We start from the raw sequence: 23,963 nt of genomic DNA on the forward strand, positions 1-23,963 counted from the left end.
TTGTTTTTTTTCCTCGGCGGGGCGCGCGGGGGGGTGCGGCCCCGCCGGGCCCTCACCCCGGGGGGCGGTTTTTGTGGGGGGGGGGGGGGGTGGCCCCCCCCCCACCGCCGTTGCACGACCCGAGCAATACCAGAGCACTATCGAGGGTTTATGAAGCGCTACCGCAATTTCGACGATGCCGAGCTGGACGTTCAGTACAACGCTCGCGCCACCACACCCAATATTCTCGACATCCTGAAGCAATACGCCGACGAGAGCGCGCACGCCCGCGCGACCACGCCTTGCGTCCTCGATGTCGCCTACGGGGACCACCCCGACGAAACACTCGACATTTTCCCCGCCGCAACGCCGGGTGCCCCCGTTTTCTTCTTCGTTCATGGCGGCTACTGGCGCGCGCTGAACAAGAGCGATTCGAGCAACATGGCACCCGCGTTCACCCGCGCGGGCGCAACGGTCGTCGCGATCAACTATTCGCTCGCACCGGGAGCCTCGCTCGACACCATCGTCGACCAGACGCGCCGGGCATTGGCGTGGGTGCATCGCCACATCGGCGAGCATCACGGCGACGCGCGCCGCATTCACGTATGCGGCAGCTCGGCCGGCGGACATCTCGTGGGCATGCTGCTCGCACAGGGCTGGCACGACGACTACGGCGTGCCGCACGACGTCATCGCCGGGGCCGCGCCGCTGTCCGGGCTCTTCGATATCACGCCGATTCCGTTCACGCACATCAATGAATGGATGAAGCTCTCGGAAGACGATGCGCGCCGCAACAGCCCGTACTTCCAGTTGCCCACCCACGGCTGCCCGCTGGTCGCGTCCTACGGCGAGACCGAGACGGCGGAGTTCAAGCGCCAGACCGACGACTATCTCGCCGCCTGGCGTGCCAGGGGCTTCGCCGGCGAGTACGTGCCGATGCCGGGGACCAATCACTTCGACATCGTGCTCACGCTCAACGACACCTCGAGCCCGCTCACGCAGGCCATCTTTGCGCAGATGGGCCTGCCCCGGGAGGCGGCATGAGTCTGACGCTCTTCATCATGCAGTGCCTGAACGGGCTGCAACTGGGCATTCTGCTGTTCCTGATGGCCGCCGGTCTCACGCTGGTCTTCGGCATCATGAACTTCGTGAACCTCGCGCACGGCTCGCTCTACATGATGGGCGCGTTCATTGCCGCGACCGTCTACAACCACACGGGCTCGTTCGCGCTCGCGGCAGTGGCCATCGTGCCTGCCATGCTGCTCCTCGGGCTCATCGTCGAGTTCGTCGCGCTCAAGACGCTCTACGACCGCGATCACCTCGATCAGGTCCTCGCCACCTTCGGCCTGATTCTGTTCTTCAATGAACTGGCGCGCATGATCTGGGGCCCGTCGCCCTATTACATGGAAGTGCCGGAGTGGCTGTCGGGCACCGTCAACCTGTTCGGCCTGGATTATCCGGCGTACCGCTTCCTCATCATCGTGGTCGGTCTCGCCGTAGCGCTCGGCTGCTATGTGCTGATTCACCGCACACGCATCGGCATGCTGATCCGCGCAGGCTCCACCCATCGGCAGATGGTCGGCGCGCTGGGCGTGAATATCGTGCTGCTCAATTCGCTGCTGTTCGGCCTGGGAGCGATCCTTGCCGGAATTGCCGGCCTGATGGCCGGTCCCATTCTGTCGGTGCAGCCGGGCATGGGTGAGCCGATTCTGATTTTGACGATGGTCGTGATCGTGATCGGCGGCATCGGCTCGGTGCGCGGTGCGTTTCTCGCCGCGCTGATCGTGGGGGTGGTCGATACGGTCGGGCGCACTGCGCTGCCCACGTTGCTGCGCAGTCTGATGGAACGCAGCACGGCCGACACGGCGGGCCCCGCCCTCGCATCGATGCTGATCTACCTTGTCATGGCGGCCGTGCTCGCCGTGCGTCCGCAAGGTCTCTTCCCGGTCAAACACGGCTGACGATGGAAACGATGGAAATGAAACTCAATCTTCGCACCGCCGTGCCGTTGCTGTTGCTAGCCGTGCTGGCGCTGGTGCCGCTGTATGCCAACTATGCGCAGCAGCCGTTCTTCCTCACGCTGTTCGGACGCATCGTGGTGTTTGCCATCGCGGCCGTCTCGCTCGATCTGATTCTCGGCTACGGCGGCATGGTGAGCTTCGGCCACGCGCTGTATCTCGGGCTCGGCGCCTATGTCGTGGGCATCATGAGCTTTCACGGCGTCGACAACGGCTTCGCGCATCTCGGCGTGACGTTGCTGCTGTGCGCCGTGGTCGGCGCGGTGACCGGCCTGCTCTCGCTGCGCACGACCGGTATCGCGTTCATCATGATCACCCTCGCGTTCGCCCAGATGTTCTACTTCCTCGCCGTGAGCCTGAAGCAGTACGGCGGCGACGACGGCCTGCCTGTGGCGGCGGGCAGCCGCTTCGGCAGCGTCACGCTAGACGATCCGGCCGTGCTGTATTACGTGGCGTTCGCCGTGCTGTGTCTTTGCGTGTGGGCCGGCCGCCGTCTGGTCGATGCCCGCTTCGGCATGGTCATTCGCGGCGCCCGCCAGAACGACCGTCGCATGCGCGCACTCGGCTACCCGACACTGCGCTACAAGCTCGTGGCCTACATTCTCAGCGCCATGACGTGCGGCGTGGCGGGCATGCTTTACGCCAATCTCACGCACTTCGTCTCACCCGCCTACATGGCGTGGACGGCCTCGGGCGAACTGATCGTGATGGTCGTGCTCGGCGGGCTGGGTTCGTTCTTCGGGCCGGTGCTGGGCAGCGCCGCCATGCTGCTGATCGAGGAGTGGCTCAAGGGCATGACCGAGCACTGGATGATCATCTTCGGGCCGCTCATCGTGGTTGCGGTGCTTGTCTCGCGACGTGGCCTGTACGGTTTGCTCGGCGATCTGCAGGTGCGCCTGTCGCGTCGCGCCGGCGCCGTGGAGGGCAAAGCATGAGCCTCCTTCGCGTCGACCAACTGGTCAAGCGGTACGGCGGACTGACCGCCACCGATCACTTCTGCCTCGATGTCGCACCGGGCGAACTGCACGCCATCATCGGCCCGAATGGCGCGGGCAAGAGCACGCTCATCGGCCAGTTGGCCGGTGAACTGCGCTCCGACGAAGGCACGATTCATTTCGACGGACGGGACATTACCGCCATGCCCATCGAGCAGCGTGCCCGCTCGGGACTCGCTCGCTCGTACCAGATCACGTCCGTGTTTCGGGAATTCACTGCGCTGGAGAACGTGCTGGTCGCCGTACAGGCGATGCAGGGGCACAGCTTCGGCTTCTGGCGTCCGGCCATTCGCGAAGCGGCTCTGGTGGAACCGGCCCGCGAGATTCTGGCGCGCACCGGGCTGGCTGCGCGCATGAACGTGCCGGCCAGCGCCCTCGCCCACGGCGAGCATCGTCAGCTCGAACTGGCGATGGCGCTGGCGAGTCGTCCGAAACTGCTGCTGCTCGACGAGCCGATGGCAGGCATGTCCCAGGCCGAATCGGAACAGATGACGCATCTGCTCGCAGAGCTCAAGGGCGATTACGCCATCGTGCTCGTGGAGCACGACATGGATGCCGTGTTCGCCCTCGCCGACCGCATCACCGTGCTTGTCTACGGACGTGCGATCGCCTGCGGCACCGCCGACACCATCCGCAACGATGCGGGTGTGCGCGAAGCCTATCTCGGGGACGAAACCCGCAACGAAATGCTGGGAGCGACGGCATGAGCACCTTGTTGTCATTGTCTGGCGTCGAGTCGTACTACGGCGCGAGCCAGGCGCTGTTCGGCATGCAGCTGGAAATCGAACGCGGCGCCTTCGTGACCCTGCTCGGTCGCAACGGCATGGGCAAGTCGACCACCGTGAAGTCGATGACCGGCCTCATGCGCCCGGCACGGGGTGAGATCGTGTTCGACGGCCAGCCGGTGCACGCCAGTCCGTCGCATCGCATCGCGCGCGCGGGCATGGGCCTCGTGCCTGAGGGGCGTCAGATCTTCCCGACGCTCACGGTACGCGAGAACCTCGTCGCCACGGCAGGTAACCGCCACGGCGCCAGTTCGCCGTGGACGCTGGAGCGCATCTACGCGCTGTTTCCGCGCCTGCGCGAGCGCGAGAAAAACCTCGGCAGCAACCTGTCCGGCGGCGAGCAGCAGATGCTCGCGATTGGGCGCGCGTTGATGACGAATCCGAAATTACTCATTCTCGACGAAGCCACGGAAGGCCTCGCCCCGCTCATTCGCGGTGAAATCTGGCAATGCCTGAAGCAACTCAAAGGCAGCGGGCTGTCGATTCTTTGCATCGACAAAAATCTTGCCCCCATGCTGGAACTCGGCGACCGTCACTACATCGTCGACAAAGGCCGTGTGGCATGGCAGGGAGACTCGCCGAGCCTGCGCCAGGCACTGCCGGAACTGCAGGCCTACCTGGGGGTCTGAGTGCGACGCAGCCGGGCGAAGGCGGCCCGTCTGCGTTCACTGCGCGACACCTGACTTATGCAGCGTGCGTAGTACTCGATAGGTGCCAGACGCGAAAACCGGGAGTGTTTTGTGAAAGCACCCAGCAGGACTCTGTGGTGCAATCGGCTCCGCTTGATTGCCTTTGCAAGCGTTCCGATTTCCAACATTCAGACTCCCGGGCAGGACTATGGCTTACTCAAATACGCCTTCAAATCCCTTCCGCTGGCTGCTCGCGCAGGACACCGGTGCGCCACCACCTGCCGAGCCGGCACACGTCAAGAACGGCCTTCCAGCGGATCTTCCGCTCAACATCAAGGAATTACCACGCACACCGCTTCCCAAACTGGAGGTGTTTCCCGACGAACTCCTGGCGCTGCGCAAGCATCTGGGCATGTCGCGCAATGTCTTCGCCCACTACCTGCGAACGAATCCGCGCACGTTGGAGAACTGGGAACAGGGCCGCGCGCGTCCCAATGCCCAGGCGGCCTGCCTGATTCGACTCGTGCAACAGAACCCCGGGCTGGTCTCTTCGCTTGCCCGTCTCTGATGGGCCTTGAATGTCCGTCGGTGCGTCGTTCGGACATGGGCTCACGGCCGGGCAACGTGCCGGCTCACGATTGACGTCACTTCACACAGGGCGGCGTGCCGATCACCTCGGCACGCCGCCCTGAAGCGTTTACGGTCAATCCACGGATGTTGTGCCGAGGTTACGGCGCGTGCAGGCGAGGCTAGCGCTCGAGACCGCACGCCTCGCGAAGACAGGCGACGAAGCGCTCGCAGGCGGGGCTGGGTTGCTTGTCAGCGCGCAGCGAATAGCCCACGTCGCCGAAACTGCCGGGCATGGTATCCGCCAGCACACGCAGCAACCCCGAACCGACGAACGGCGTGGCCGCAGCGCGCGGCATCAACGCCACACGCGGCGTTTCCAGCATCAGTCCGATGTTGGTGAGCACGGAGAGCGATTCGACGATGTCGTCGGGCAGCGCCAGCCCCGCATCGTGAAAGAGTCGTTCGGCCGCCAGACGCGACGGCGACTCCGGCACCGGCAAAATCCACGCCCCTTCGCGCAACTGCGCCAGTGGCACGCGCTCCGGGGCGTGTGTCCAGTGACGCTTGCCCCCCACCACACAGAGCGATTCGTTGAACAGGATTTCGTGCGTCAATGCGAAGGCGTTCGCCACGGGCAACGCGCGCTCGGGCAGACGCCCCACCACAATGTCGAGATCGCCGCTGGCCAGCGCAGGAAAAAGCTGCGCCGTGGTAGCTTCACGCACGGTGACCCGCACGCCCGGTGTGCGAGCCTTGAGCATGGCGATGGTGCGCGGCAGCAGATCGGCAGACGCAGAGATGAGCGTGCCGACAATGACGTGACCACTCGTGCCCGCGCTGAACGCGTTCACCTCATCCGTCAGATAACGCAACTCCGCCATCAGCGATTTCACGCGATGACCGAGCAACTCGCCGAGTTCCGTCGGCTGCATGCCGCGATTGCTACGCACGAACAGCGGCCCCTCGAAGCAGGCCTCCAGTTCATGCACGATCTTGCTCACGGCGGGTTGCGTGAGCCCGGTTTCGTTGGCGGCGCGCACGAGCGAGCCGGTCTCGAGCACGCGGTCGAAGACCTGAAGCTGGTGGAACTTGAGCTTGCGTCCGAGGTTAAGAGCCGTCCAGGGGAGTGAGCGCATCGACGTCGCGCTCAAGCCGCGGCTGGCGAGCCGCTCGGCGTCACCGTTGTTACGGGTGTGTGCGGCGCAGGATCAACAGGCTCCGACGAGAGAAACGCCGCCACGAACTCCTCGAGCATGGCGATGTCCGGCAGCGAGGCCGGATTGACGTGATGGTTGACCAGGCAGCCGTCGAACGTCAGCACCAGCATGTCGACCAGACGCGCGCGACGCACGCCGTCGTGTGCGAGGCTCGGCGCGCACGCGGCCAGCATGACCGACAAACGCTCTCGAAACCACTGCAACAACGTCGGATCGTACGGATCGCCAGGCCCCACCGTCGCCAGCGCCTGCACCAGGTTGTGCGAAAAGCCGTTGTCGAGTCGAGGCATCTGAACCAGCACGCCGCCCAGCAACATCCGCATACGGGCGTGAGCGCCCTGCGCAGCCATCACCTCGGCTTCGATTGCGCTCACGCGCGCCTTGAACCATTTCTCGTAAACACAGAAGAAGACTTGCAGCTTTGCGGTGAAGTAGCTGTAGATGTTCGCGTGCGAAATACCGGCACGCTTGGCGATCTGCACCATCGTGGTGTCGACATATCCCTTCTCGAGAAACAGGGCATGCGACGCCTCGAGGATGGCCAGACGGATGTCTTCTTTCTTGACTTGTGGCATGTGTGAACCTGCCCGGGCAGACCGGACACCTCAATCGAAAATTCTCAACGACCGCTGAAGCGATTATCGAATGTCAGCGCGCACAGTATGCCAGTGCAAACGCAGATTGCGGCGAAAACTACGCGCAAACACGCCCCCGGACTTTCCCGGTGTTTCAACGCATTCAACGCGGATTGCGATGTCACTCGTCGCGTAACGCGCCGTCTTGCCGCGTGTTGTGCGCATCGTATGTGATGTATCGATGAGGTTGCTTTCCACGCGAGAACCCCGTCGATAGTGGCCGAAGCCAATACTTCAAAATTGAACAATTTCGATGTCATGTATCGCATGACGGCGCGAAAGCGGCATAGCGCAATGACTGTCGCAATGTCTCTCGCGTACGTTGGCGGAGTACGTAATGGATACGCATTGGGGGTGCCAACGATGTGGCCAAGTCTTGCGGCGGCCTCAAAAACGAAACCAGCATACGAGACATGGGTGACGTATGCGACATCGGTGATATGGGCGACGCACGCGATCGCAGAAACGTCGATGGCGCTTCCTACACCACGGCACCTACATCATCGTCCCACGGGCGCCGTCGGCGGATTCCTGCCTTGCTTCGGACTGCATTGCATATCGCGATCCCATCGACATACGGTGTCTTTAAAACCCGCGAAAAACCTGCACACCTCACCTGCCCCAAGCCCGATTACAAAGTATTACAAGATCCGTCGATCCAAACAGCGCAACTTGCGTCCAACCCTTGTCGATCCGCTTCGTTGAACCGCGTCTTCGATCGCCGCACGGCAATCTGCGGCTTCGTGCGCGGTTTCGACGAGAGCACCGATCCGATTTCATCGAATCCATGATGACGACGAGCGGGAATCAACACCGCTCTCGCAAGGAGGTCATGATGCGAACGAACCCTGAGCAGGAGACGCAAACGCCGAACCCGTTGTCACGCGACACCCGTGCCGTGAGGCTTGCCGCCGCCACGGGATTGACGGCGGTGCTGCTGGCGCTGGCCGGTTGTGCGTATGAAGCACCGCCGCAGCCGCGGTTGCCGTATCGCGGCAACGAGCCGACCAACCCGTCGTACCAGGCGCAGCCGAATTGCGGACCGCCGCCGTACGCGCCCGGCTCGGCGTGCAGTCCGTACGCGGCCCCGCCGCCTGCGACGGCTCCGGCGACAGACGCCTACGGACGCCCCTACCCGCCTACCGATGGCTATGGCCGACCGTACCCGTCCGATGCGCAGGGCCGCCCGTACCCGCCGCCTCCGCCGCCACCCGCCTATCAGGAAACCTATCCGGCCAATGGCGCCGGCGCTCCGGAAAACGGCTCGGCGACAGCGCATTGAACGTCATCGGACGCCCCCCGGGAGATCGGCAAACGCGGCAACGCGACGACGATCTCCCCCGGCATCGCCCTCGCGAGCCAGTAGCGAAAGCGATCGCTTTCATTGAACGCAGGCCAGACCTGCGAATACCCGGGGCCTCCCGCCCCTTTGAAGGAGCCTTGCGACATGAAAACCACACAACGATGGACTTCGCACCTCTCACATCTCTCGCGCTCGGTCGGGCCGGTGCTCGTGGGCGCGGCACTCATCGGTGCGCTGGCGGGGTGCGGCGGCATGACGCCTCGCGAGTCGCGTAACACGGCGGTCGGCGCCGGTGTGGGTGCGCTCGGCGGCGCGCTCATCTCGGGCGGCGATCTCGGCACGACAGTGGGTGGCGCCGTCGTCGGTGGCGTGATCGGTAACGTGATCACGGACGACCGCCATCGCCGCTGATATGGCTCACGACATAAGGAGAAGCGCGACATGAACTCCCAAGAAACACTCCGCCAACGTACGCTTCGGACGCTTTCCTCGCGTCGCTTCGCACGAAAGACGCTCGCGGCGGCGACCCTTTGCGCCGGTGCTGCGGTGCTCTCGCTCGTCGCCCTGCCGAGCCATGCGCAATCGGGCGCCCCCATGACGGGCGTGGTACCGGCCACGCCCACGGCACCGCCGCCACCGCCGTCGTCGGGGCCGGACTACGGCGACGCCGCCGACCAGAACGCTGCCCTTGGCCTGTACCTGCAACGCTCGTTCGACGCCATCGATACCAATCACGACGGCAAGATCGACCGCAACGAATGGGCGGCCTACCAGCGCAGTCAACTGGAAGCGCGCCGCGCCACGTTCGAGCGCTACTTCAAGGCCGCCGACAAGGACGGCGACGGTTATCTGAGCCGGGACGAAACGGCAGCTTCCGAACCGTTCCTGTACCAGCATTTCGACGAGATCGACGTCAATCACGACGGCAAGCTCTCTCCGGCGGAGATTCGCGCGTTCTTCCGTCGTTACTACCATCAGCGCGCACAGGCCGACGCGGCGACCACCAAGCCCTGAACGCCGACGTCCGCCAAGGTCTGCACCACGCCCGGAGCCCGTCGGTTCGAGATCGGGTCCGGAAAACAAAAACGCCACGGTATGCCGTGGCGTTTTTGTTGACGTTGACGTATCCACGCCCCCGACAGCGGCGCGGCCTGTCACCGCCGCACCCGTCGGGGAGTCTTGGGAATTACACGTGGAAGAACTCGGCGATGATCGCGGCACCGAGGAACGTACCGGCGTTCGCGAGGAACGACACCACCACGATGCGCCAGCCGAGGCGACGGAAAGCAGGCACGTCCTTGGCAACCGACAGACCGGCGTAGGTCAGCATCGGCGTGACCAGCGCGAGGAAGTTGATCTTGCCCGTGAACTGCTCGACGACCGGTGCGAACGGGAAGGCGGGCGAGGTCAGGAACATCGCGATCAGCGACACCCAGCACACGGCCGGCACCTTGCGGCGCGTCACGAAGTACAGCGCTTCGCCGACGATCACGGCGCCGATGATGATCAGCATGCCCGGCACGCCGTCGAGGAACGGCGTCTTGAAGGCCATGCTGTTACCGATCAGCGCGAGCGCACCCGAGAAGACCCAGGCGAACAGGCGGGCACCGAAGTTCATCTCGACGGTGTGCGCCTTGCTGGCGGCCTTGAGTTCCTTGGCGGCGTCTGCATCGGCCACGGCAGCGGCTTCGGCGTTGGCACGGCCGCGCTTGCTGATGCGGCCCAGCACCGGCTCCATCACGCGGTAGCCCCAGATGGCGAGCGGCAGCGAGATGAACAGCGTGAAGTACGTGCCGATGGTCGTGGTGATCAGGTTCGACGCCGCAGCGAACGTGGCGACTTCCTTGGCGACTTCCGGCGTCTGCTGTGCAGCGATGGCGCCGGCAGCGGCGGCCATCATCGAACCCGAGCCCACACCGGCGCCCATCGCGAGCGAATGCGGGTGGAACAGGTTCAGGCTGGCGACGAAGCCGGCGAACAGCGAGATGAACACGGCACCGAAGATCGTACCCGTCAGGTATTCGGCCAGCACGCCACGGCCTTCCGGCGAATCGAAGCCGTACTTCTCGCCGATGATGGCCAGGCTCGGCTCACGGCCGACCGAGAAGGTCGCACCGATGGCTTCACGCTTGATGCCGAGCATGAGCGCGACCGGCAGGCCCAGAATGATCGTGCCCACGAAGTGACCGAACTCCTGGAACACCAGTGCCCAGCCGGCAGCCACGAGCTTGGGCAGCGAGCCGCCCACGAGCAGGCCCAGCTTGGCCACGAAGAGCAGCAGCGCCGGTTGCAGAATGGCCGCTGCCTTGTGCTGCATCGGCAGGTCGATCTGCGCGAAACGCGGCAGACGCGACTGCGACAGGCCCAGTGCCGCGCCGAGCAGCAACGCCCAGACCATCGGCAACAACACGATCTTGCCGTGACCGGCATTGATGCTGATCGCCCCGATCAGCTCCGCGATCACGAGAATCACGATTGCCCAAACATACAGGCGCACGCCATCGCTGAAGGCGCCCCCTTGCGGCTTTGCCGCGTTTTGTTCCATGACTGCCATCTGGGTCTCCACTGCACTTGCTATTGAACCGGTCCGGTGCCGTCCGGTTGCCCGGAAGATGCGCGAACATTTCGGTGGTTAAGGAAATTCGGCGCACCGCCTGCCCGGTCGCAAGACCCGGCAGACGATTGCCTCACGGCGCCATGATGTACGTCATCACGCTCGCCATGTCGGCACGCCTCGGTGACAGCAACAGCGTCCCGCGCCGAACCACCCGAGGGCGGCATTATACGCGGTCAAAATTGCCGTTCCGGCCCCCAGTCCCGCAGGCTGAAACGGCCGCGTGCCGCGCGAGGTCTCACGACCGGCGCCCGGCACGCCTTTCACACATTTCCAATGCGTTCCCTACCGGGGAACGCACGATGACAGCACGATTCCTGCAGATCAGACGTAACCGAACGGCGTGGCCGGGTTGGCCGCCGTCTCGACCCACACGCTCTTGGTCTGCGTGTACTCGTACAGCGCTTCCACGCCGCTCGAACGACCATAGCCGCTGTGGTTGTAACCGCCGAACGGCGACGCCACGTTGATCGTCTTGTAGCCGTTGATCCAGAACGTGCCGGCATTGACCTGCGACGCCACACGGTGCGCGCGAGCCACGTCCTGCGTCCAGACGGCGCCGGCCAGGCCGAATTCGCTGTCGTTGGCGATCGCCAGCGCCTCTTCTTCCGTGTCGAACGGAATCGCCACCACCACCGGCCCGAAGATCTCGGTACGCGCCACGCCCATCGCATTGTTCACGTCGGCCAGCACGGTCGGACGCACGAAGAAGCCGCCATCGCTGCGCTGTTGCGAGCCCGCCGCCAGACGCGCGCCGCCTTCGACACCGGCGTCGATCATGTTCATCACGTGCTGATATTGCGTGCGGTTGCAGATCGGGCCGACTTCGGTCGCGTCGTCGAGCGGCTCGCCTACGCGAATCTTTTCGGCGCCGCGCGAGAGCATCTCGATCATCTCGTCATACACGCCGCGTTGCACCAGCAGACGCGAGCCCGCCACGCAGCTCTGGCCCGCGCTCGAGAAGATGGCCGCCTGGGCGCCCAGGCAAGCGCGCTTCAGATCGGCGTCGTTGAAGACGATGTTGGCCGACTTGCCGCCCAGTTCCAGCACGCTCGGCAGCAGGCGCTGCGCCGCGGCCGTGGCGATCTTGCTGCCCGTGGCCGGCGAGCCGACGAACACGACCTTCTTGACGACCGGATGCGAGATGGCCGCCTGGCCGGTGGTATGACCGAAACCGGCCAGCACGTTGATGAGACCGCGCGGCACACCGGCCTGCTCGGCCAGGGCGGCGACGACGAGCGAGCTCGCCGGGGTGAGTTCCGACGGCTTGAGCAGCACGCCATTGCCCATGGCAATCGCCGGGGCGAGTTGCCAGCCGCACGTGAACACCGGCGCGTTCCACGGCGTGATCTGCAACACCACGCCCATGGCTTCGCGACGCGTGTAGTTCAGGTGCGTGCTGGGCACCGGGATCACATCGCCAAAGAACTTGTCCGTCCAGCCGGCGTAGTACTCGAACATTTCCGCCACTTTGCCGACTTCACCGCGGCAATCGCGGATCGGCTTGCCCGCGCCAATCGATTCGAGCTGCGCCAGCGCCTCGGCGTTTTCGCGAATCTTCGCGCCGACGGCCTGCATCACGCGACCGCGCGCGGCATGCGTGAGCGCCCACCACGTCTTCTGTGCGGCTTGTGCCGCATCGGCCGCCTGGGCCACGACCGCCGCACCGGCGTCGCGATAGGTCAGCACCGTCTGGCCGGTGGCCGGGTTCACGATGTCGATGTTGGCGTCGCCCGTGCCCTCGACCAGCTCACCGTTAACGTAGGAGCCGATGGTGGTGGCGTTGGGGAAGAACTTCGCGAATGCGCCGAGCAACGCGGCGGCTTGTTGATCTGCCATGAGAAAACTCCGTGCAATACATGCGATGCGCCGCGACCGGCACACCGTTTCGTCAAATTGGACGCAAGAACTACCGACTACCGGGCGTGGCCCTCATACCCTCATACGGCCCCGCCCTTCCCAGCTTGTCCGGACCGCCGCAATCCAGTGCGATCCGGTGCGAACGTGCGCAGTTACGCGCGGTCCGGCTCGATGAACTGCACGATGCGGTTGAAGTCCTCGTCGTCGCCCACCGTCGCAGCGCTGGCGGCCCACAGGCGACCGACTTCCGCCGACAGGGGCCCCGTCGCGAACGTGCCCGTCTGCTCGGCGAGCGCCATCGCCAGACGCACGTCCTTGCGCATGAGCTTCATCGTGAAGCCGGAGTCGAAGGCGTCGTTCAGAATCCAGGTCGGGTAATTGGTCTGCGTGATGCCGCTGCGGCCCGAACCGGCGTTCAGGCCTTCGAGCACCTGTTCCGGTGCCACGCCCGCCGCCTTCGCCAGCCGCATGGCTTCGCCCGCCACGATCAGGTGCGCGGCGCACATCAGATTGTTGATGAGCTTCGTGACATGACCGGCGCCCACGTCGCCGATATGCACGCGCTTGGCGGACATGGCCGCCAGCACCGGTTCGATGCGAGCGACATCCTCGGCCGAACCGCCCAGCACCATCGTCAGGGCACCGTTGAGCGCGCCCTTCGGGCCGCCCGAGACCGGCGCGTCAACCAGCGCGATGCCCTTCTCGCGCAGCGTCACGGCCAGCGCACGGGTGCTCTCCGGATCAGCAGTCGAGGTATCGATGACCACTAGGCCTTCGCGACCGTTTGCGGCAATGCCGTCGGCGCCGTTCACCACCGCCTCGACGACCTGCGAGGTCGGCAGCGACAGCACGAGGGCGTCGGCTTCACGTGCAAGTTCAGCGACCGAAGCACGCAGGCCGATGCCCGCGTCGGCCAGCGCGGCACCCGCCGCGGGCGACGGGTCGAAGCCGAGCACCGTGAAACCGCCGCGCTGCAACGACAGCGCCATGCCGCGTCCCATGTTGCCCAGTCCGACCACTCCGATGATTTTCATGTTGACTCCAGATTGACTGCGATGATGACGTCGTCCCCACGGACGGCGCCGCGTAATATGTCAGCCGTGTACCGGTTTGTCCGGCCCACGTCGGAAATGCGTGAGGAAAGCTCAGTGCGGGTGGTTCACGAACTCCAGCACGACGTTGCCCGCGAACTCGGGCTCCACGACCAGACCATGCTCGTTATAGCCGTAAGGCACGCCGTGATCGCGCCACAACGCCTCGATGCGCGCCAGGTCCGGTGCGAGCAGCGTGATCGCCACCGCGTGCGTGCGCACGCCCTGCGCCATCGGTAATCCCACCGCCGCGTAGCGCGCCTCGGCGCGCTGGGGCGACATGGCGAGCAATTGCCCGCAACCGGTGTCGGCGACCGCACCGCCCTCGTAGATATCGACGTGACGCGCGCCGTAAAAGCGTTGCCAGCGTGTAGCGAGCGCGCGCAGCGACGCCGCATCCGGCGTCACGTAGGTCACGCCCACGATGCCAGTGACGCCGTTCGGATGCCGCTGCCACTCGGGCACCCAGATCAGCTCCGGGCGATGCTGATGACAGATGAAGTTGGAAGCGTCGCCAAGCGAATCGTCGAGGAAAAGGCCGAGCGAGACGACGGCCTCACCGGCCGAGCCGTCCGGCTTGCGCATGGCCCGGCGAAAATCGAGAATGCCCTGCGTGTCGAGTCCGGCCTGCGTGAGACGTGAGTGATCGGCGCGAGCGTCCTTACTGTGCAGCGCAACGAGCGACACGCCCTCTTCGCGGACCAGGAAATTACCGAGATAGCGTCCGAAACAGAAGTCGCCCACCGCGTTCGTGCCGAACTTCGTGGCGTCGTGAACGCCGATCAATTCGATGAAGTTGTCGCCGAACATCATGAGCGACGTGACCGTGCCCCATGGGTGATACGACACCGGCGACGGTGCAAAACCGAGACGCTCGTAGTGCGCCAGCCGCCGCGGATGGTCATGCACGGTGACCAGCGGATGATCGATACCGAATCGCGTGTTGCGCGGAGGAATCATCGGGTGTCTCCGTAATCTCCGGTTCCCCGGCGTCTTTGTCTCGGACCGCTTGCGGGTTCGACGCACGGCTCGTTCCCTCCCGGCATGCCGGGATGCACTGAAAACTGGCGCGGAATCGAGCCGCCGTCACCCGGCCTCGCCTGGGTTCGTTGCCGGGCAATGGGGCCGATCCGCATGCGTTGCAGTGTGGATTGAAAAAAAATGACGCTCAATGACAACGCTTGAAGATTTTTGTTCTAATAATTAGTCTTTAGGCCATGACACCCACTTTCAACGAAAGCCGCCTGTCGTATCTGTTCGAGGCCGTCCAGTGCGGCACCGTGCGCGCCGCCGCCGACAGACTCGACATCGCCCCGTCCGCCGTCAGCCGCCAGATCGCCCTGCTGGAGGCCGAGCTGGCGCTGCCACTCATCGAACGTCACAAGCGCGGCGTGCATCTCACGCAGGCCGGACGCCTGCTCATGGAGTACTACCGCGAGCAGCGCGCTCACCAGGAAGACTTGCTCGCCAAGCTGCAGGAAGTGCGCGGGTTGCGGCGCGGGCACATCCGGCTGGCGGTCGGCGAGGGCTTCGTCAGCGATCTGATGGGGCTGCCCCTGCAGTACTTCTGCAAGCGCTATCCCGATATCACGCTCACGCTCGACCTGGCGGGCACCAACGAAGTCATGCGGCTCGTGGCCGAGGACGATGCCGATATCGGGCTTGTCTACAACCCGCCGGCCGAACCCAAGATCGTCTCGCGGGCGCAATTGCGCCAGCCGATTCACGCCATCGTCGCCCCCGACTCCCCGCTGGTCGCCCAGGCGGCCAAGGCCGGGCAGCTCAAGATGGAGGCGCTCTACGAGGTGCCGCTCGCGCTCATGCACGGGGCCTACGGCACGCGTCAACTGATGGAACTGGCGGAACAGTCCGAAAAACACCGGCTCGTGCCGACCGTCACGACCAATTCGATTTCCGTGCTCAAGCACTTCGTACGTGCGGGACTGGGTGCGACGTTCCTGCCCGCGTTCGCCATCTCCCAGGAGATCGACGCCGGGGTACTTTGTGCGCTGCCGATCGATCACCCGTTGCTCAACCGTGCGGAAGCGCATCTCGTCACGCGCGCCGGACGGCGACTGTCCGGCGCTGCCAACCGGCTGCTCACGCACCTGGCAAGCAAGATGGAGGCCTTCGGCGCACCGGACTGAGGTGCCACCGCCACGCGCCACAACTTTTGAAACGGCCGCATGGAAAGCCCCGTCCGGGGGGGCCGCCGCATCGTCCGGTTTTGGCGTGTTTCGGTTGCTGGCACGCAACAGTTCGGACACTAAGCCTTTCCCTTATGTTGCACGCGGGGGAATTCGGATATAAAGAAGCCATCCGGACGACGGGTGCGCGTTATCTCGCAGTACAAGACATCTGTTACCAGGCGCCCCCTCGTCAGCCGAATCCGGCCGCTCGGTGGCTTGTGCGCGTAACGCCTGTGCGCTACGCAGCCTCCCGCCGCCGCAGGCCCAACGCCAGTGGACTGCCATGAAAACGATCTCTGACGACCAGAGCGTGACGGCATCACTCGCAACCGCCCGCATGCTGCCATGCGGCGCCCGTTGCCCAGGCGTCCCCGCTTGCCGATTTCTCGTCACTCGTAACGATATTTCAGGCTTTTCCGACGACATCCCGCTTCGCCCCGACAAGGGTGGCGCGCGACGACGACGGGCATAACCACGCAAGAAAGGTGCGGGGCAAAACGCAACCTGGGGAGCAGACCATGAAGAAAAAGCTCATTGCAGCCAGCCTGCTTTGCTGTGCGGGCACGCTCGCGCATGCGCAATCGAGTGTGCAACTGTACGGCCGCGTCGACGGCGGCTTTCAGTTCATGAACAACCTGCAGGACGGCAACGGCGGCACCACGTCGCGCTGGAGCGCGCAAGGCGGCGACTACGGCACGAGCCTGTTCGGCCTGCGCGGCTATGAAGATCTCGGGCAAGGATTGCATGCCGTATTCAATCTGGAAGGCGGCTTCCAGTTGATGAACGGCTTCAACAACAACGGCTCCGGCTCGATCTTCGACCGGCGCGCGTTGGTGGGCTTCAATTCCCGCTCCTGGGGCCAGCTCACGCTCGGGCGCAACCTGTTCATCAGCAATGGCGTCTGGGACTTCGACCCGTTCCAGCAGCAGGCCTTCTCGTCGGCGTCGCTCGTGCGCGGACGTAACTGGCCGCAGGCGAGTAACACCGTCAACTATCAGAGTCCCAACTGGTACGGCTTCGACATCGCGGGCCAGTACGCGTTTTCCAACATCGCGGGCCAGTTCAACAACGGCCGGGGCATGGGTGCGCAGTTGACGTACACCCACGATCGGTTCCAGTTGCGCGCGTTGTATGACGAAATTCGCGACGCCAACGGACAGTTCACTGATGTGTTCGCTACGTCGCGTGAGTACTTCGCCGGGGCGAACATCTTCCTGAACCGCTTCACGATCTCGCTGGGCTACACGCACATGGCGGCACCCGACGCGCCCGCTCCCGACTTCGCCACGCGCGCCGATCACTACTGGGCCGGTGTGAAGTGGCAGGCGACCAATGTGTGGGCCGCCAACGCCGCGATCTATCACGTGAACGTGCCGGGCGGGTTCGGAAACGCCACGATGTTCGAACTGGGCACCACCTACAACCTGTCGAAGCGCACATTCCTGTACGGCACCATCGCGTACGTGAAGAACAGCTCCAACCAGAGCTTCTCGGTGGCCGCGATTCCGAGCGATTCGCTCGACAACCCGCCTCCCGGCAAGGGCCAGACCGGTGCGTATATCGGGGTGTCGCACTCGTTCTGAGTTCGCAGCGGAAGACAGACGCACAAAAGCCGCCCGGCGCTTTGCCGGGCGGCTTTTTTATGGTCGCGAGCGCGATGGCCCGGGTCGCGCAATGGAAAACCCGCCGGCCCTTGCAGGCACGGCGGGTTTCATTGAGACTGCGCTCAAGAGGCACGACGTGCCTCTCTTACGCATTCAGGGAGCGCTTAGAAGCGATACATCGCCGAGATGCTGCCACCGACGGCGCGTTCGCCCTTACGCACGCTCAGGTTACCGCCCAGACGCACGTCGAGCGCTTTCTTCACTTCCACGTTCACGCCCAGATCCGCCGTGAAGATGTCCGCGCCCAGCTTCGCACCCTTCACATTGAACGAGCGCGGTGCGCCGTAGATCGTGTTGGTCAGGATGCTCTGCGTGTCGCCGAACTCGTGCTCGTAGGCCAGACGCAGCGACGGTGCCACCTTCGTCCCCCCCACGTTTGCCACCTCACGCCACAGACGCACACCCAGCACGCCACGCGTCGAGGTCTGCGACTGCGCACCGACGTTCAGGCCGTCGTTGCTGCCGCCGTCGCGGTTCGTTTCGTCGAACGCATTCAGACGCGTCGATGCCACACGCACGCCCACCGACGGATCGATGTTCATGCCCGACACCTCGAAGCGCTTGCCCACTTCACCGAACGCGCCGAAGGTCCGGCCGCCGGTACTACCGGACAGACGCGCCGACACATCACCTGCGGCCACCGCGCGATCCGTGCGCACGCTGTGGTTCGTGTACGACGCACCGCCGTTGACGAACCAGCGCGTGTCGTTCAGGTGCGAACCATACAGACCCAAGCTCACGCTGTTGATCTTCGACTCGCCCGACACACCCCTGGCCTTCGAATCCTGGTTGCCCATGCCGACGGATGCCCCGACGATCGTGTTGTCGCCAACGCGCTTGTCGACACCGATCGCACCGTCCAGGCTGCGAACATCGAACGACGGCCCGTTGCCGCGTTGCGCCGTGTTACCGCCCGCAAACGCTGCCCAGCCGGCGACACCGCTGCCGTTGGCATTGGCATTGGCGCCGTTGGTGGTCTTCTCGTCGAACATCGCGCCGCCGGCGATCATGCGGGTCTGCATGCCGCGCTGGAACGCCGTTGCCGAGCCCTGTGCCGCATAGGCATTGTTCACCAACGACTCACCCGAAAGCAGGCCCGCCGAGCGGCGTTGTTCGGCCGAACCGGACGTTTGCTCGAGCATCTCGGCGAGCACGTCGCCGCCCACCTTGCCCGTGGTGATATCGCCGTAGGTCACGCCATCAACCGAGGCCAGCGCCGCGCGCTCGTTGTCGGTGTAGGCACCGTCCTTGGCGAGGAAGCCGACGCGGCTGTCCTTCGTGATGGTCACGTTGCCGTCGTCAGTACCGTCGGCCAGAACGCTACCGAATCTCACGGAATTGAACTTCGCATTGACGTCAGCGCCGTTGCCCTTCGTCACGACCTGGATATTCTGACCAACGACGTCCTTCAGCTTGACCGTGCCATCGCGATTGATCTGAAGATCGGTATCGCTGAAGTCACCGTTCTTCTCAACGTGGATGAGGCCGGTCGACACCTTGCCGTCCGCCTTGGTTGCGGTCGTCTTGATCTTCGCGCCAGTTGCCGACTCGTACGTCTCGACGGACAGCTTGTTCAGGCCGAGGTTGATTTCACCAGCGTTGGTGATCGTCTTAACACCCGAGACGTGCGACGTTGCAACCACCAAAGCCGCCGAACTCGAGATACCGACATCGCCCGAACCGAGGGCGTTCTGGTGCGCTGCGGTCAGCTTGCCGGCGTCGATCTCGATCGACTTGACTGCGCTCTGATCGCCCGACAGCGTCAGGTTGCCGCTGCCGACTTTGGTCAACGACGGATCGACGGTGGTGCGCGGAGCGCGTTGGGCATCAGCCGTGGCTTCATCCTCTGCGGATGCGTTCGGTTCGGAGGCCAGGATCTTGCCGCCGAACGTCTCATCCTGGTTGAGCGAACCGATCGTGAGGGCGTTTTCTCCGACGATGATGTCACCCGCACCGCTCAGCGAGCCAAACTTCACGCCACCATCGGCCGTGATGCCCGACACGTCAAACTTGCCACCATTCTGGACAATCGTCGCGTTATCGGTGGTCGTGTTGCCCCGCATCGTGACGTTGCCGTCGTTCGTGAGGTTAAGACTTGCGAACTTCGAGTCAGCGATGCGCAGATTGCCATTGGCTTTGTTACTAACAATGGCGTTTGTCGCCGCCGACGCCGAGATTTCAGCCTGAGCGTCATTGACCATCCCCAACTCGGTGAACTGTGAGCCGTCAACGGTCAAATTGCCTGACTCGCCGCTGTTCGAGATACTCGCCTTGGCGTTGCGCAGACCCGATACCTCAGCCTTCGCATCGTTAATCAAACCCAACTCATGGATCGTCGAGTTCGAAACGGTCAAATCGCCCTTCTCACCGCTGTTCGCGATGATCACCTTATCGCCGGTCAACCCTGAAATCTCAGCCCTTGCAGCGTTGAAAAGTGCGACTTTGGCAACCTTCGAGTTAGAGATCACCAGTTTGGCTTCAGCGCCAAAGTTCGAGATGGTCACGTCATCACCACTCGACTTCGCAATGGTCGAAGTGCCGCCATCGTTCGTCAGCGTCAGCTTCTGGAGGTTCGTATCCGTAGCGGTCAGCTTGCCTCGGTTGGTGACGTTGGCATTGCCGCCAAGCGACTGTTTTTTCTTCGTCAGCTTGTTGCCGCCGGCGTCCTCTTTCTGCTCGCCCTCGGCATCCAGATCGGGAACGTCCTTGCCTTCAATCGTGACCGTACCCTTCGCTTCGTTCGTGATCTTCGCGTTACCCAGCGATCCGCCCTTGAAGGTCAAGTTGCCGCTGTTGTTGATCGTGGCGTTTTCCGCCGATGCCATATCGAAAGTCGCGCTGGCCGACTTGGATTCGGCAAGTTGGCTGTCCCCATCGAGCGCCTTCGCATCTTTCACGTCTTGTGCGGTGATTTCACCGCGGATCGTGATCGTGCTTCCCCCCGCTTTGGCGTCCTTCGCGAAATTCAGCTCGGCGCCATTGGAGACGTCGATCCTGGCCTTCCCGGCACTGGTGTTCTCGCCAAAATTGATCTTGCCGGCAGGGTCGCTGCCGCTTGCCGCCCCTTTCGCCGTAAGCGAGATTTGCTCGGCGCCGGCATCGATTCCCTTGCCGTCCTTGAGGAAGTTCAGCTCGCCCTTGGCACCCACGTCGATCGAGAGCTTACCGCTGCCTTCGATCCCATTCTTCACGTTCATCACGCCGCCGGTGACGTCCACTGCGTGGTCGGCGCCTTCGAGCGCGCGAAGGGTACCAATATTGCGTGTTTTCGGATTGCCGCCACTTTCCGTCAGGCCATGAATGGCGTCGGATGCGCTTCCCGAGAAGCTGCCGAGTTCGAGCGTGGCGTCAGCATCGATTTTGGTGTGTGCGCTGGCCGTCGTGCTGACCGCATCATCTGTGGCGAACGTCTGGAGGTTCTTGTCGGACCATGCCAGCTTGGTGTTGGCGCCATTCTTTTCGACGCCGCTCGCATTCGCGTCGAGTACGAACGTTTTCGCGAGTGTCTGCACGTCAGCGTCGGCGCTAACCTTGTCCCACGCGTCCTGCTTGTGCTTCAGCAGGTTGAGGTTGTCCAATTTCGTCTTGGCCTTGGCGAGCGCAGTCGTCGCAGTCGTGACGGCTTGCGTCACCGTCGCTTGCGCAACGAGCCCTTCGAGGTCCGTTTTGTCCTGATGGCCGCCGAGTTTGTCAGTGTCGATTTTGCCCAGAGCGGCCTTAAGTTTTTCCAGTGCAGCCAACTGCGCTTGGTGATGCGCAGGCTGACCATTGTCGACCACTTTCGAGAGCTTGGTAATTTCGACTTGAATGTCCTTCGCCACCTGATCGAGTGCGTCAAGCTTCTCTTTCGCCGTACTCTTATTAAACGCTTCGCGAACGCTATCCGAGAAGCCTTTGTATGACTCCTTATGCTTTAGCGTCTCCTTAGCAAGGTTCATTTCGCCCGATGCATTCTTATCGGTTTCGATCTTGCCGTTCAGCTCGTTCAGTCGGGTGTTTTTCGTTGTCTGCCACTCCGGCACGGCCTCTTCTGCTCCGACATAGCTCGGCAAAGCCGCTGCCGCCACTACCGCCGCTGCGGCCATGCAAATCTTCGTCTGACGCAGTGCGTTCGACTTCGGATGATTCTTGTACATTCAATAATCCATGAGTTGATTCGTGAAAAGCGATGATTTTTCCCATCGCACTCCAGACACGGCGCTACGACCTGCGTCAAGGCTCACGGAGTCTAAAAGCCAGACTATTGAAACAACCCAGAAATCATTGTTTTTTAATACTTAACTCAAAGCACCCAATTTTTAAGGATTGTGAATACTCACATCAAAATTACAATTTAAATCCTTATATCCAGACAAATTCCCAATGCCATTTAATTGAAAAATCCCAAAACATAAATTTTGACGTACGCAAACAACGCCTAAACACAAACATTGGGAAATGACCCGCATGCCTTTTCGCGTCGCGCCATTAACTGGCTTCGATGGCCGATAAAAAAACCCGCCGTGCCCTTTCGGGCACGACGGGTTTTTCCGTCCATCGTCGCAGCGGCAGGCTTCACAGCCTCCGGCGAGGTGTCACACGTGCGTCTGCGTTACGCCACCGGCTTGCGTTTCGGCTTGATGTCGGCGCTGTCGATCTCCTCGAGCACGTCGCGGAATTCCGCGATGTCCTCGAAGCTGCGATACACCGACGCAAACCGGATGTAGGCGATCTTGTCCAGACGCTTCAGCTCATGCATCACCAACTCGCCGATACGCTGGCTCACCACTTCGCGCTCCGCTCCGGCCAGCAGCTTGTACTCGATGCGCGCAATCGCGGCATCCATCGCTTCGGCACTGACGGGACGCTTGCGAATCGCCAGTTGCATACTGGCGCGCACCTTCGCGCGGTCGTACTCGGCCCGACTGCCGTCTTTCTTGACGACCGCCGGCATCATGAGCTCGACCCGCTCATACGTGGTGAAACGCTTGTCGCACGACGGGCATCTGCGGCGCCGCCGGATGGCAGCGCCGTCTTCCGCTTCACGCGAGTCGATGACCTGCGTGTCGTCGTGCCGGCAGAACGGGCAGCGCATGCGTGCGACGCCTTCGCTTAGCCGTAGACCGGGAAACGCTTGGTCAACTCGGCCACCTTGGCGCGGACCTGGGCCAGCGTCTCGGTGTTCTCCGGGTTGTCCAGCACGTCGGCGATCAGGTTACCGACCAGCTCCGCTTCAGCTTCCTTGAAGCCGCGCGTGGTCATGGCCGGCGAGCCCAGACGCACGCCGCTCGTCACGAACGGCTTTTCCGGGTCGTTCGGAATCGCGTTCTTGTTGACGGTGATATGCGCTTCACCCAGGGCGGCTTCCGCTGCCTTGCCGGTGATGTTCTTGGCGCGCAGGTCGACCAGCATCACATGCGATTCGGTCTTGCCCGACACGATACGCAGACCGCGCTTGACCAGCGTCTCGGCCAGCACGCGCGCGTTCTTCACGACTTGTTCCTGATATGCCTTGAATTCCGGCGTCGCGGCTTCCTTGAACGCGACGGCCTTACCAGCGATCACGTGCATGAGCGGACCGCCCTGAATGCCCGGGAAGATGGCCGAATTGATCGGCTTCTCGAACTCGGCCTTCATCAGGATCACGCCGCCGCGCGGGCCGCGCAGGCTCTTGTGCGTGGTCGTCGTCACGAAGTCGGCGTGCGGCACCGGGTTCGGGTAGACGCCTGCAGCGATCAGACCGGCGTAGTGCGCCATGTCGACCATGAAGTACGCACCGACGGACTTGGCAATCTTGGCCATGCGCTCGAAGTCGATCTTCAGGGCGAAGGCCGAAGCCCCTGCCACGATCATCTTCGGCTTGTGTTGCTGCGCGAGCTTCTCGGCAGCGTCGTAATCGATGTCTTCGGCTTCATTCAGGCCGTAGCTCACCACGTTGAACCACTTGCCCGACATGTTCACCGGCGAACCGTGCGTGAGGTGACCGCCGTGCGCGAGGCTCATGCCCATGATCGTGTCGCCCGGCTTGAGCATGGCGAAGTACACGCCCTGGTTGGCCTGCGAACCCGAGTTCGGTTGCACGTTCGCGGCTTCGGCGCCGAACAGTGCCTTCACACGGTCGATGGCCAGTTGTTCGACCACGTCCACATACTCGCAGCCACCGTAATAGCGCTTGCCCGGATAACCTTCCGCATACTTGTTGGTCAGTTGCGAGCCCTGCGCTTCCATCACGGCCGGGCTGGTGTAGTTTTCCGAAGCGATCAGCTCGATGTGATCTTCCTGACGCTGGTTTTCTTTCTGAATCGCAGCCCAGACCTCGTGGTCGACGGCGGCAACGGTAGATTTCGATTTGTCGAACATGGCGGTTCCGTTGAATTGAACAGGTTTTCCGGGAGGGGATGGCGCAGCGCATCTTCCTTTGTGCTTCGGAAGACG

The 23,963-nt window shown here is 63.3% G+C and carries 21 protein-coding genes; 12 read left to right on the plus strand and 9 right to left on the minus strand.

The annotated features are described in order from the left end of the window. The first annotated feature begins 150 nt into the window (after positions 1–150). The 6 genes from ABWO90_RS22875 to ABWO90_RS22900 all read left to right on the plus strand — a co-directional run bounded on the left by ABWO90_RS22875 (position 151) and on the right by ABWO90_RS22900 (position 4,974). Positions 151–1,023: an alpha/beta hydrolase gene (locus ABWO90_RS22875; RefSeq protein WP_353193526.1), complete on the plus strand. Its 873-nt coding sequence runs from the start codon at positions 151–153 to the stop codon at positions 1,021–1,023. Further along, complete coding sequence (locus ABWO90_RS22880) at positions 1,020–1,940, plus strand: branched-chain amino acid ABC transporter permease (protein ID WP_353193527.1); 921 nt, start codon at positions 1,020–1,022, stop codon at positions 1,938–1,940. Before ABWO90_RS22875 ends, ABWO90_RS22880 begins: the two co-directional genes overlap by 4 nt. 17 nt (positions 1,941–1,957) lie before the next feature. After that, positions 1,958–2,932 carry a branched-chain amino acid ABC transporter permease gene (locus tag ABWO90_RS22885; protein WP_353193528.1) on the plus strand — a complete coding sequence of 325 codons (975 nt, stop codon included), beginning with the start codon at positions 1,958–1,960 and terminating at the stop codon, positions 2,930–2,932. Beyond that, the gene (locus tag ABWO90_RS22890; RefSeq protein WP_353193529.1) at positions 2,929–3,699 is read left to right on the plus strand and encodes an ABC transporter ATP-binding protein; all 771 of its coding nucleotides are present in this window, start codon (positions 2,929–2,931) and stop codon (positions 3,697–3,699) included. The genes ABWO90_RS22885 and ABWO90_RS22890 overlap by 4 nt, the downstream gene beginning before the upstream one ends. Continuing rightward, positions 3,696–4,406: an ABC transporter ATP-binding protein gene (locus tag ABWO90_RS22895; protein WP_353193530.1), complete on the plus strand. Its 711-nt coding sequence runs from the start codon at positions 3,696–3,698 to the stop codon at positions 4,404–4,406. The genes ABWO90_RS22890 and ABWO90_RS22895 overlap by 4 nt, the downstream gene beginning before the upstream one ends. A gap of 208 nt (positions 4,407–4,614) precedes the next feature. Beyond that, a complete protein-coding gene (locus ABWO90_RS22900; protein WP_353193531.1) occupies positions 4,615–4,974 on the plus strand; it encodes a helix-turn-helix domain-containing protein in 360 nt (119 codons plus the stop codon). A 181-nt stretch (positions 4,975–5,155) separates the two neighbouring features. Here ABWO90_RS22900 and ABWO90_RS22905 read toward each other — a convergent pair whose 3' ends face one another. Together ABWO90_RS22905 and ABWO90_RS22910 are read right to left on the minus strand one after the other, a co-directional pair. After that, positions 5,156–6,112: a LysR substrate-binding domain-containing protein gene (locus tag ABWO90_RS22905; RefSeq protein ID WP_353193532.1), complete on the minus strand. Its 957-nt coding sequence runs from the start codon at positions 6,110–6,112 to the stop codon at positions 5,156–5,158. Positions 6,113–6,123: 11 nt separating this feature from the next. Beyond that, a complete protein-coding gene (locus tag ABWO90_RS22910; protein WP_353193533.1) occupies positions 6,124–6,768 on the minus strand; it encodes a TetR/AcrR family transcriptional regulator in 645 nt (214 codons plus the stop codon). Positions 6,769–7,241: 473 nt separating this feature from the next. On the opposite strand from ABWO90_RS22910, the gene ABWO90_RS22915 reads away from it, so the two are divergent. The 4 genes from ABWO90_RS22915 (at position 7,242) to ABWO90_RS22930 (ending at position 9,145) form a co-directional block, all read left to right on the plus strand. Next, positions 7,242–7,619, plus strand: coding sequence for a hypothetical protein (locus ABWO90_RS22915; RefSeq protein ID WP_353193534.1), 378 nt, complete (start codon positions 7,242–7,244; stop codon positions 7,617–7,619). Between the two features lie 44 nt (positions 7,620–7,663). After that, complete coding sequence (locus ABWO90_RS22920) at positions 7,664–8,110, plus strand: hypothetical protein (protein WP_353193535.1); 447 nt, start codon at positions 7,664–7,666, stop codon at positions 8,108–8,110. Positions 8,111–8,275: 165 nt separating this feature from the next. Further along, positions 8,276–8,542, plus strand: coding sequence for a YMGG-like glycine zipper-containing protein (locus tag ABWO90_RS22925; protein ID WP_353193536.1), 267 nt, complete (start codon positions 8,276–8,278; stop codon positions 8,540–8,542). 30 nt (positions 8,543–8,572) lie between these two features. Then, a complete protein-coding gene (locus tag ABWO90_RS22930; RefSeq protein WP_353193537.1) occupies positions 8,573–9,145 on the plus strand; it encodes an EF-hand domain-containing protein in 573 nt (190 codons plus the stop codon). A gap of 172 nt (positions 9,146–9,317) precedes the next feature. Here the strand turns inward: ABWO90_RS22930 and ABWO90_RS22935 are convergent, their stop codons facing one another. From ABWO90_RS22935 to ABWO90_RS22950, 4 genes are all read right to left on the minus strand, one after another. Further along, positions 9,318–10,685, minus strand: coding sequence for a DUF3100 domain-containing protein (locus tag ABWO90_RS22935; RefSeq protein ID WP_353193538.1), 1,368 nt, complete (start codon positions 10,683–10,685; stop codon positions 9,318–9,320). A 384-nt stretch (positions 10,686–11,069) separates the two neighbouring features. Further along, positions 11,070–12,584: an aldehyde dehydrogenase family protein gene (locus ABWO90_RS22940; protein WP_353193539.1), complete on the minus strand. Its 1,515-nt coding sequence runs from the start codon at positions 12,582–12,584 to the stop codon at positions 11,070–11,072. A gap of 173 nt (positions 12,585–12,757) precedes the next feature. After that, positions 12,758–13,696, minus strand: a complete 939-nt coding sequence (locus tag ABWO90_RS22945; RefSeq protein WP_353193567.1) for an NAD(P)-dependent oxidoreductase — start codon at positions 13,694–13,696, stop codon at positions 12,758–12,760. A gap of 54 nt (positions 13,697–13,750) precedes the next feature. Continuing rightward, positions 13,751–14,656, minus strand: coding sequence for a VOC family protein (locus ABWO90_RS22950; RefSeq protein ID WP_353193540.1), 906 nt, complete (start codon positions 14,654–14,656; stop codon positions 13,751–13,753). Between the two features lie 257 nt (positions 14,657–14,913). On the opposite strand from ABWO90_RS22950, the gene ABWO90_RS22955 reads away from it, so the two are divergent. Further along, positions 14,914–15,843 (plus strand): LysR family transcriptional regulator, encoded by a 930-nt coding sequence (locus ABWO90_RS22955; RefSeq protein ID WP_353193541.1) that lies wholly within the window; start codon positions 14,914–14,916, stop codon positions 15,841–15,843. 560 nt (positions 15,844–16,403) lie between these two features. Further along, positions 16,404–17,468 carry a porin gene (locus ABWO90_RS22960; protein WP_353193542.1) on the plus strand — a complete coding sequence of 355 codons (1,065 nt, stop codon included), beginning with the start codon at positions 16,404–16,406 and terminating at the stop codon, positions 17,466–17,468. Between the two features lie 185 nt (positions 17,469–17,653). Here the strand turns inward: ABWO90_RS22960 and ABWO90_RS22965 are convergent, their stop codons facing one another. From ABWO90_RS22965 to glyA, 3 genes are all read right to left on the minus strand, one after another. After that, positions 17,654–21,685, minus strand: a complete 4,032-nt coding sequence (locus tag ABWO90_RS22965; RefSeq protein ID WP_353193543.1) for an autotransporter family protein — start codon at positions 21,683–21,685, stop codon at positions 17,654–17,656. Between the two features lie 455 nt (positions 21,686–22,140). Continuing rightward, the gene (gene nrdR / locus ABWO90_RS22970) at positions 22,141–22,623 is read right to left on the minus strand and encodes a transcriptional regulator NrdR (RefSeq protein WP_353193544.1); all 483 of its coding nucleotides are present in this window, start codon (positions 22,621–22,623) and stop codon (positions 22,141–22,143) included. 17 nt (positions 22,624–22,640) lie between these two features. Next, positions 22,641–23,888, minus strand: a complete 1,248-nt coding sequence (gene glyA / locus ABWO90_RS22975; RefSeq protein WP_353193545.1) for a serine hydroxymethyltransferase — start codon at positions 23,886–23,888, stop codon at positions 22,641–22,643. Positions 23,889–23,963: the final 75 nt, after the last annotated feature.

The organism is Pandoraea pnomenusa (genome assembly GCF_040391475.1).
Lineage (GTDB): Bacteria > Pseudomonadota > Gammaproteobacteria > Burkholderiales > Burkholderiaceae > Pandoraea > Pandoraea pnomenusa_C.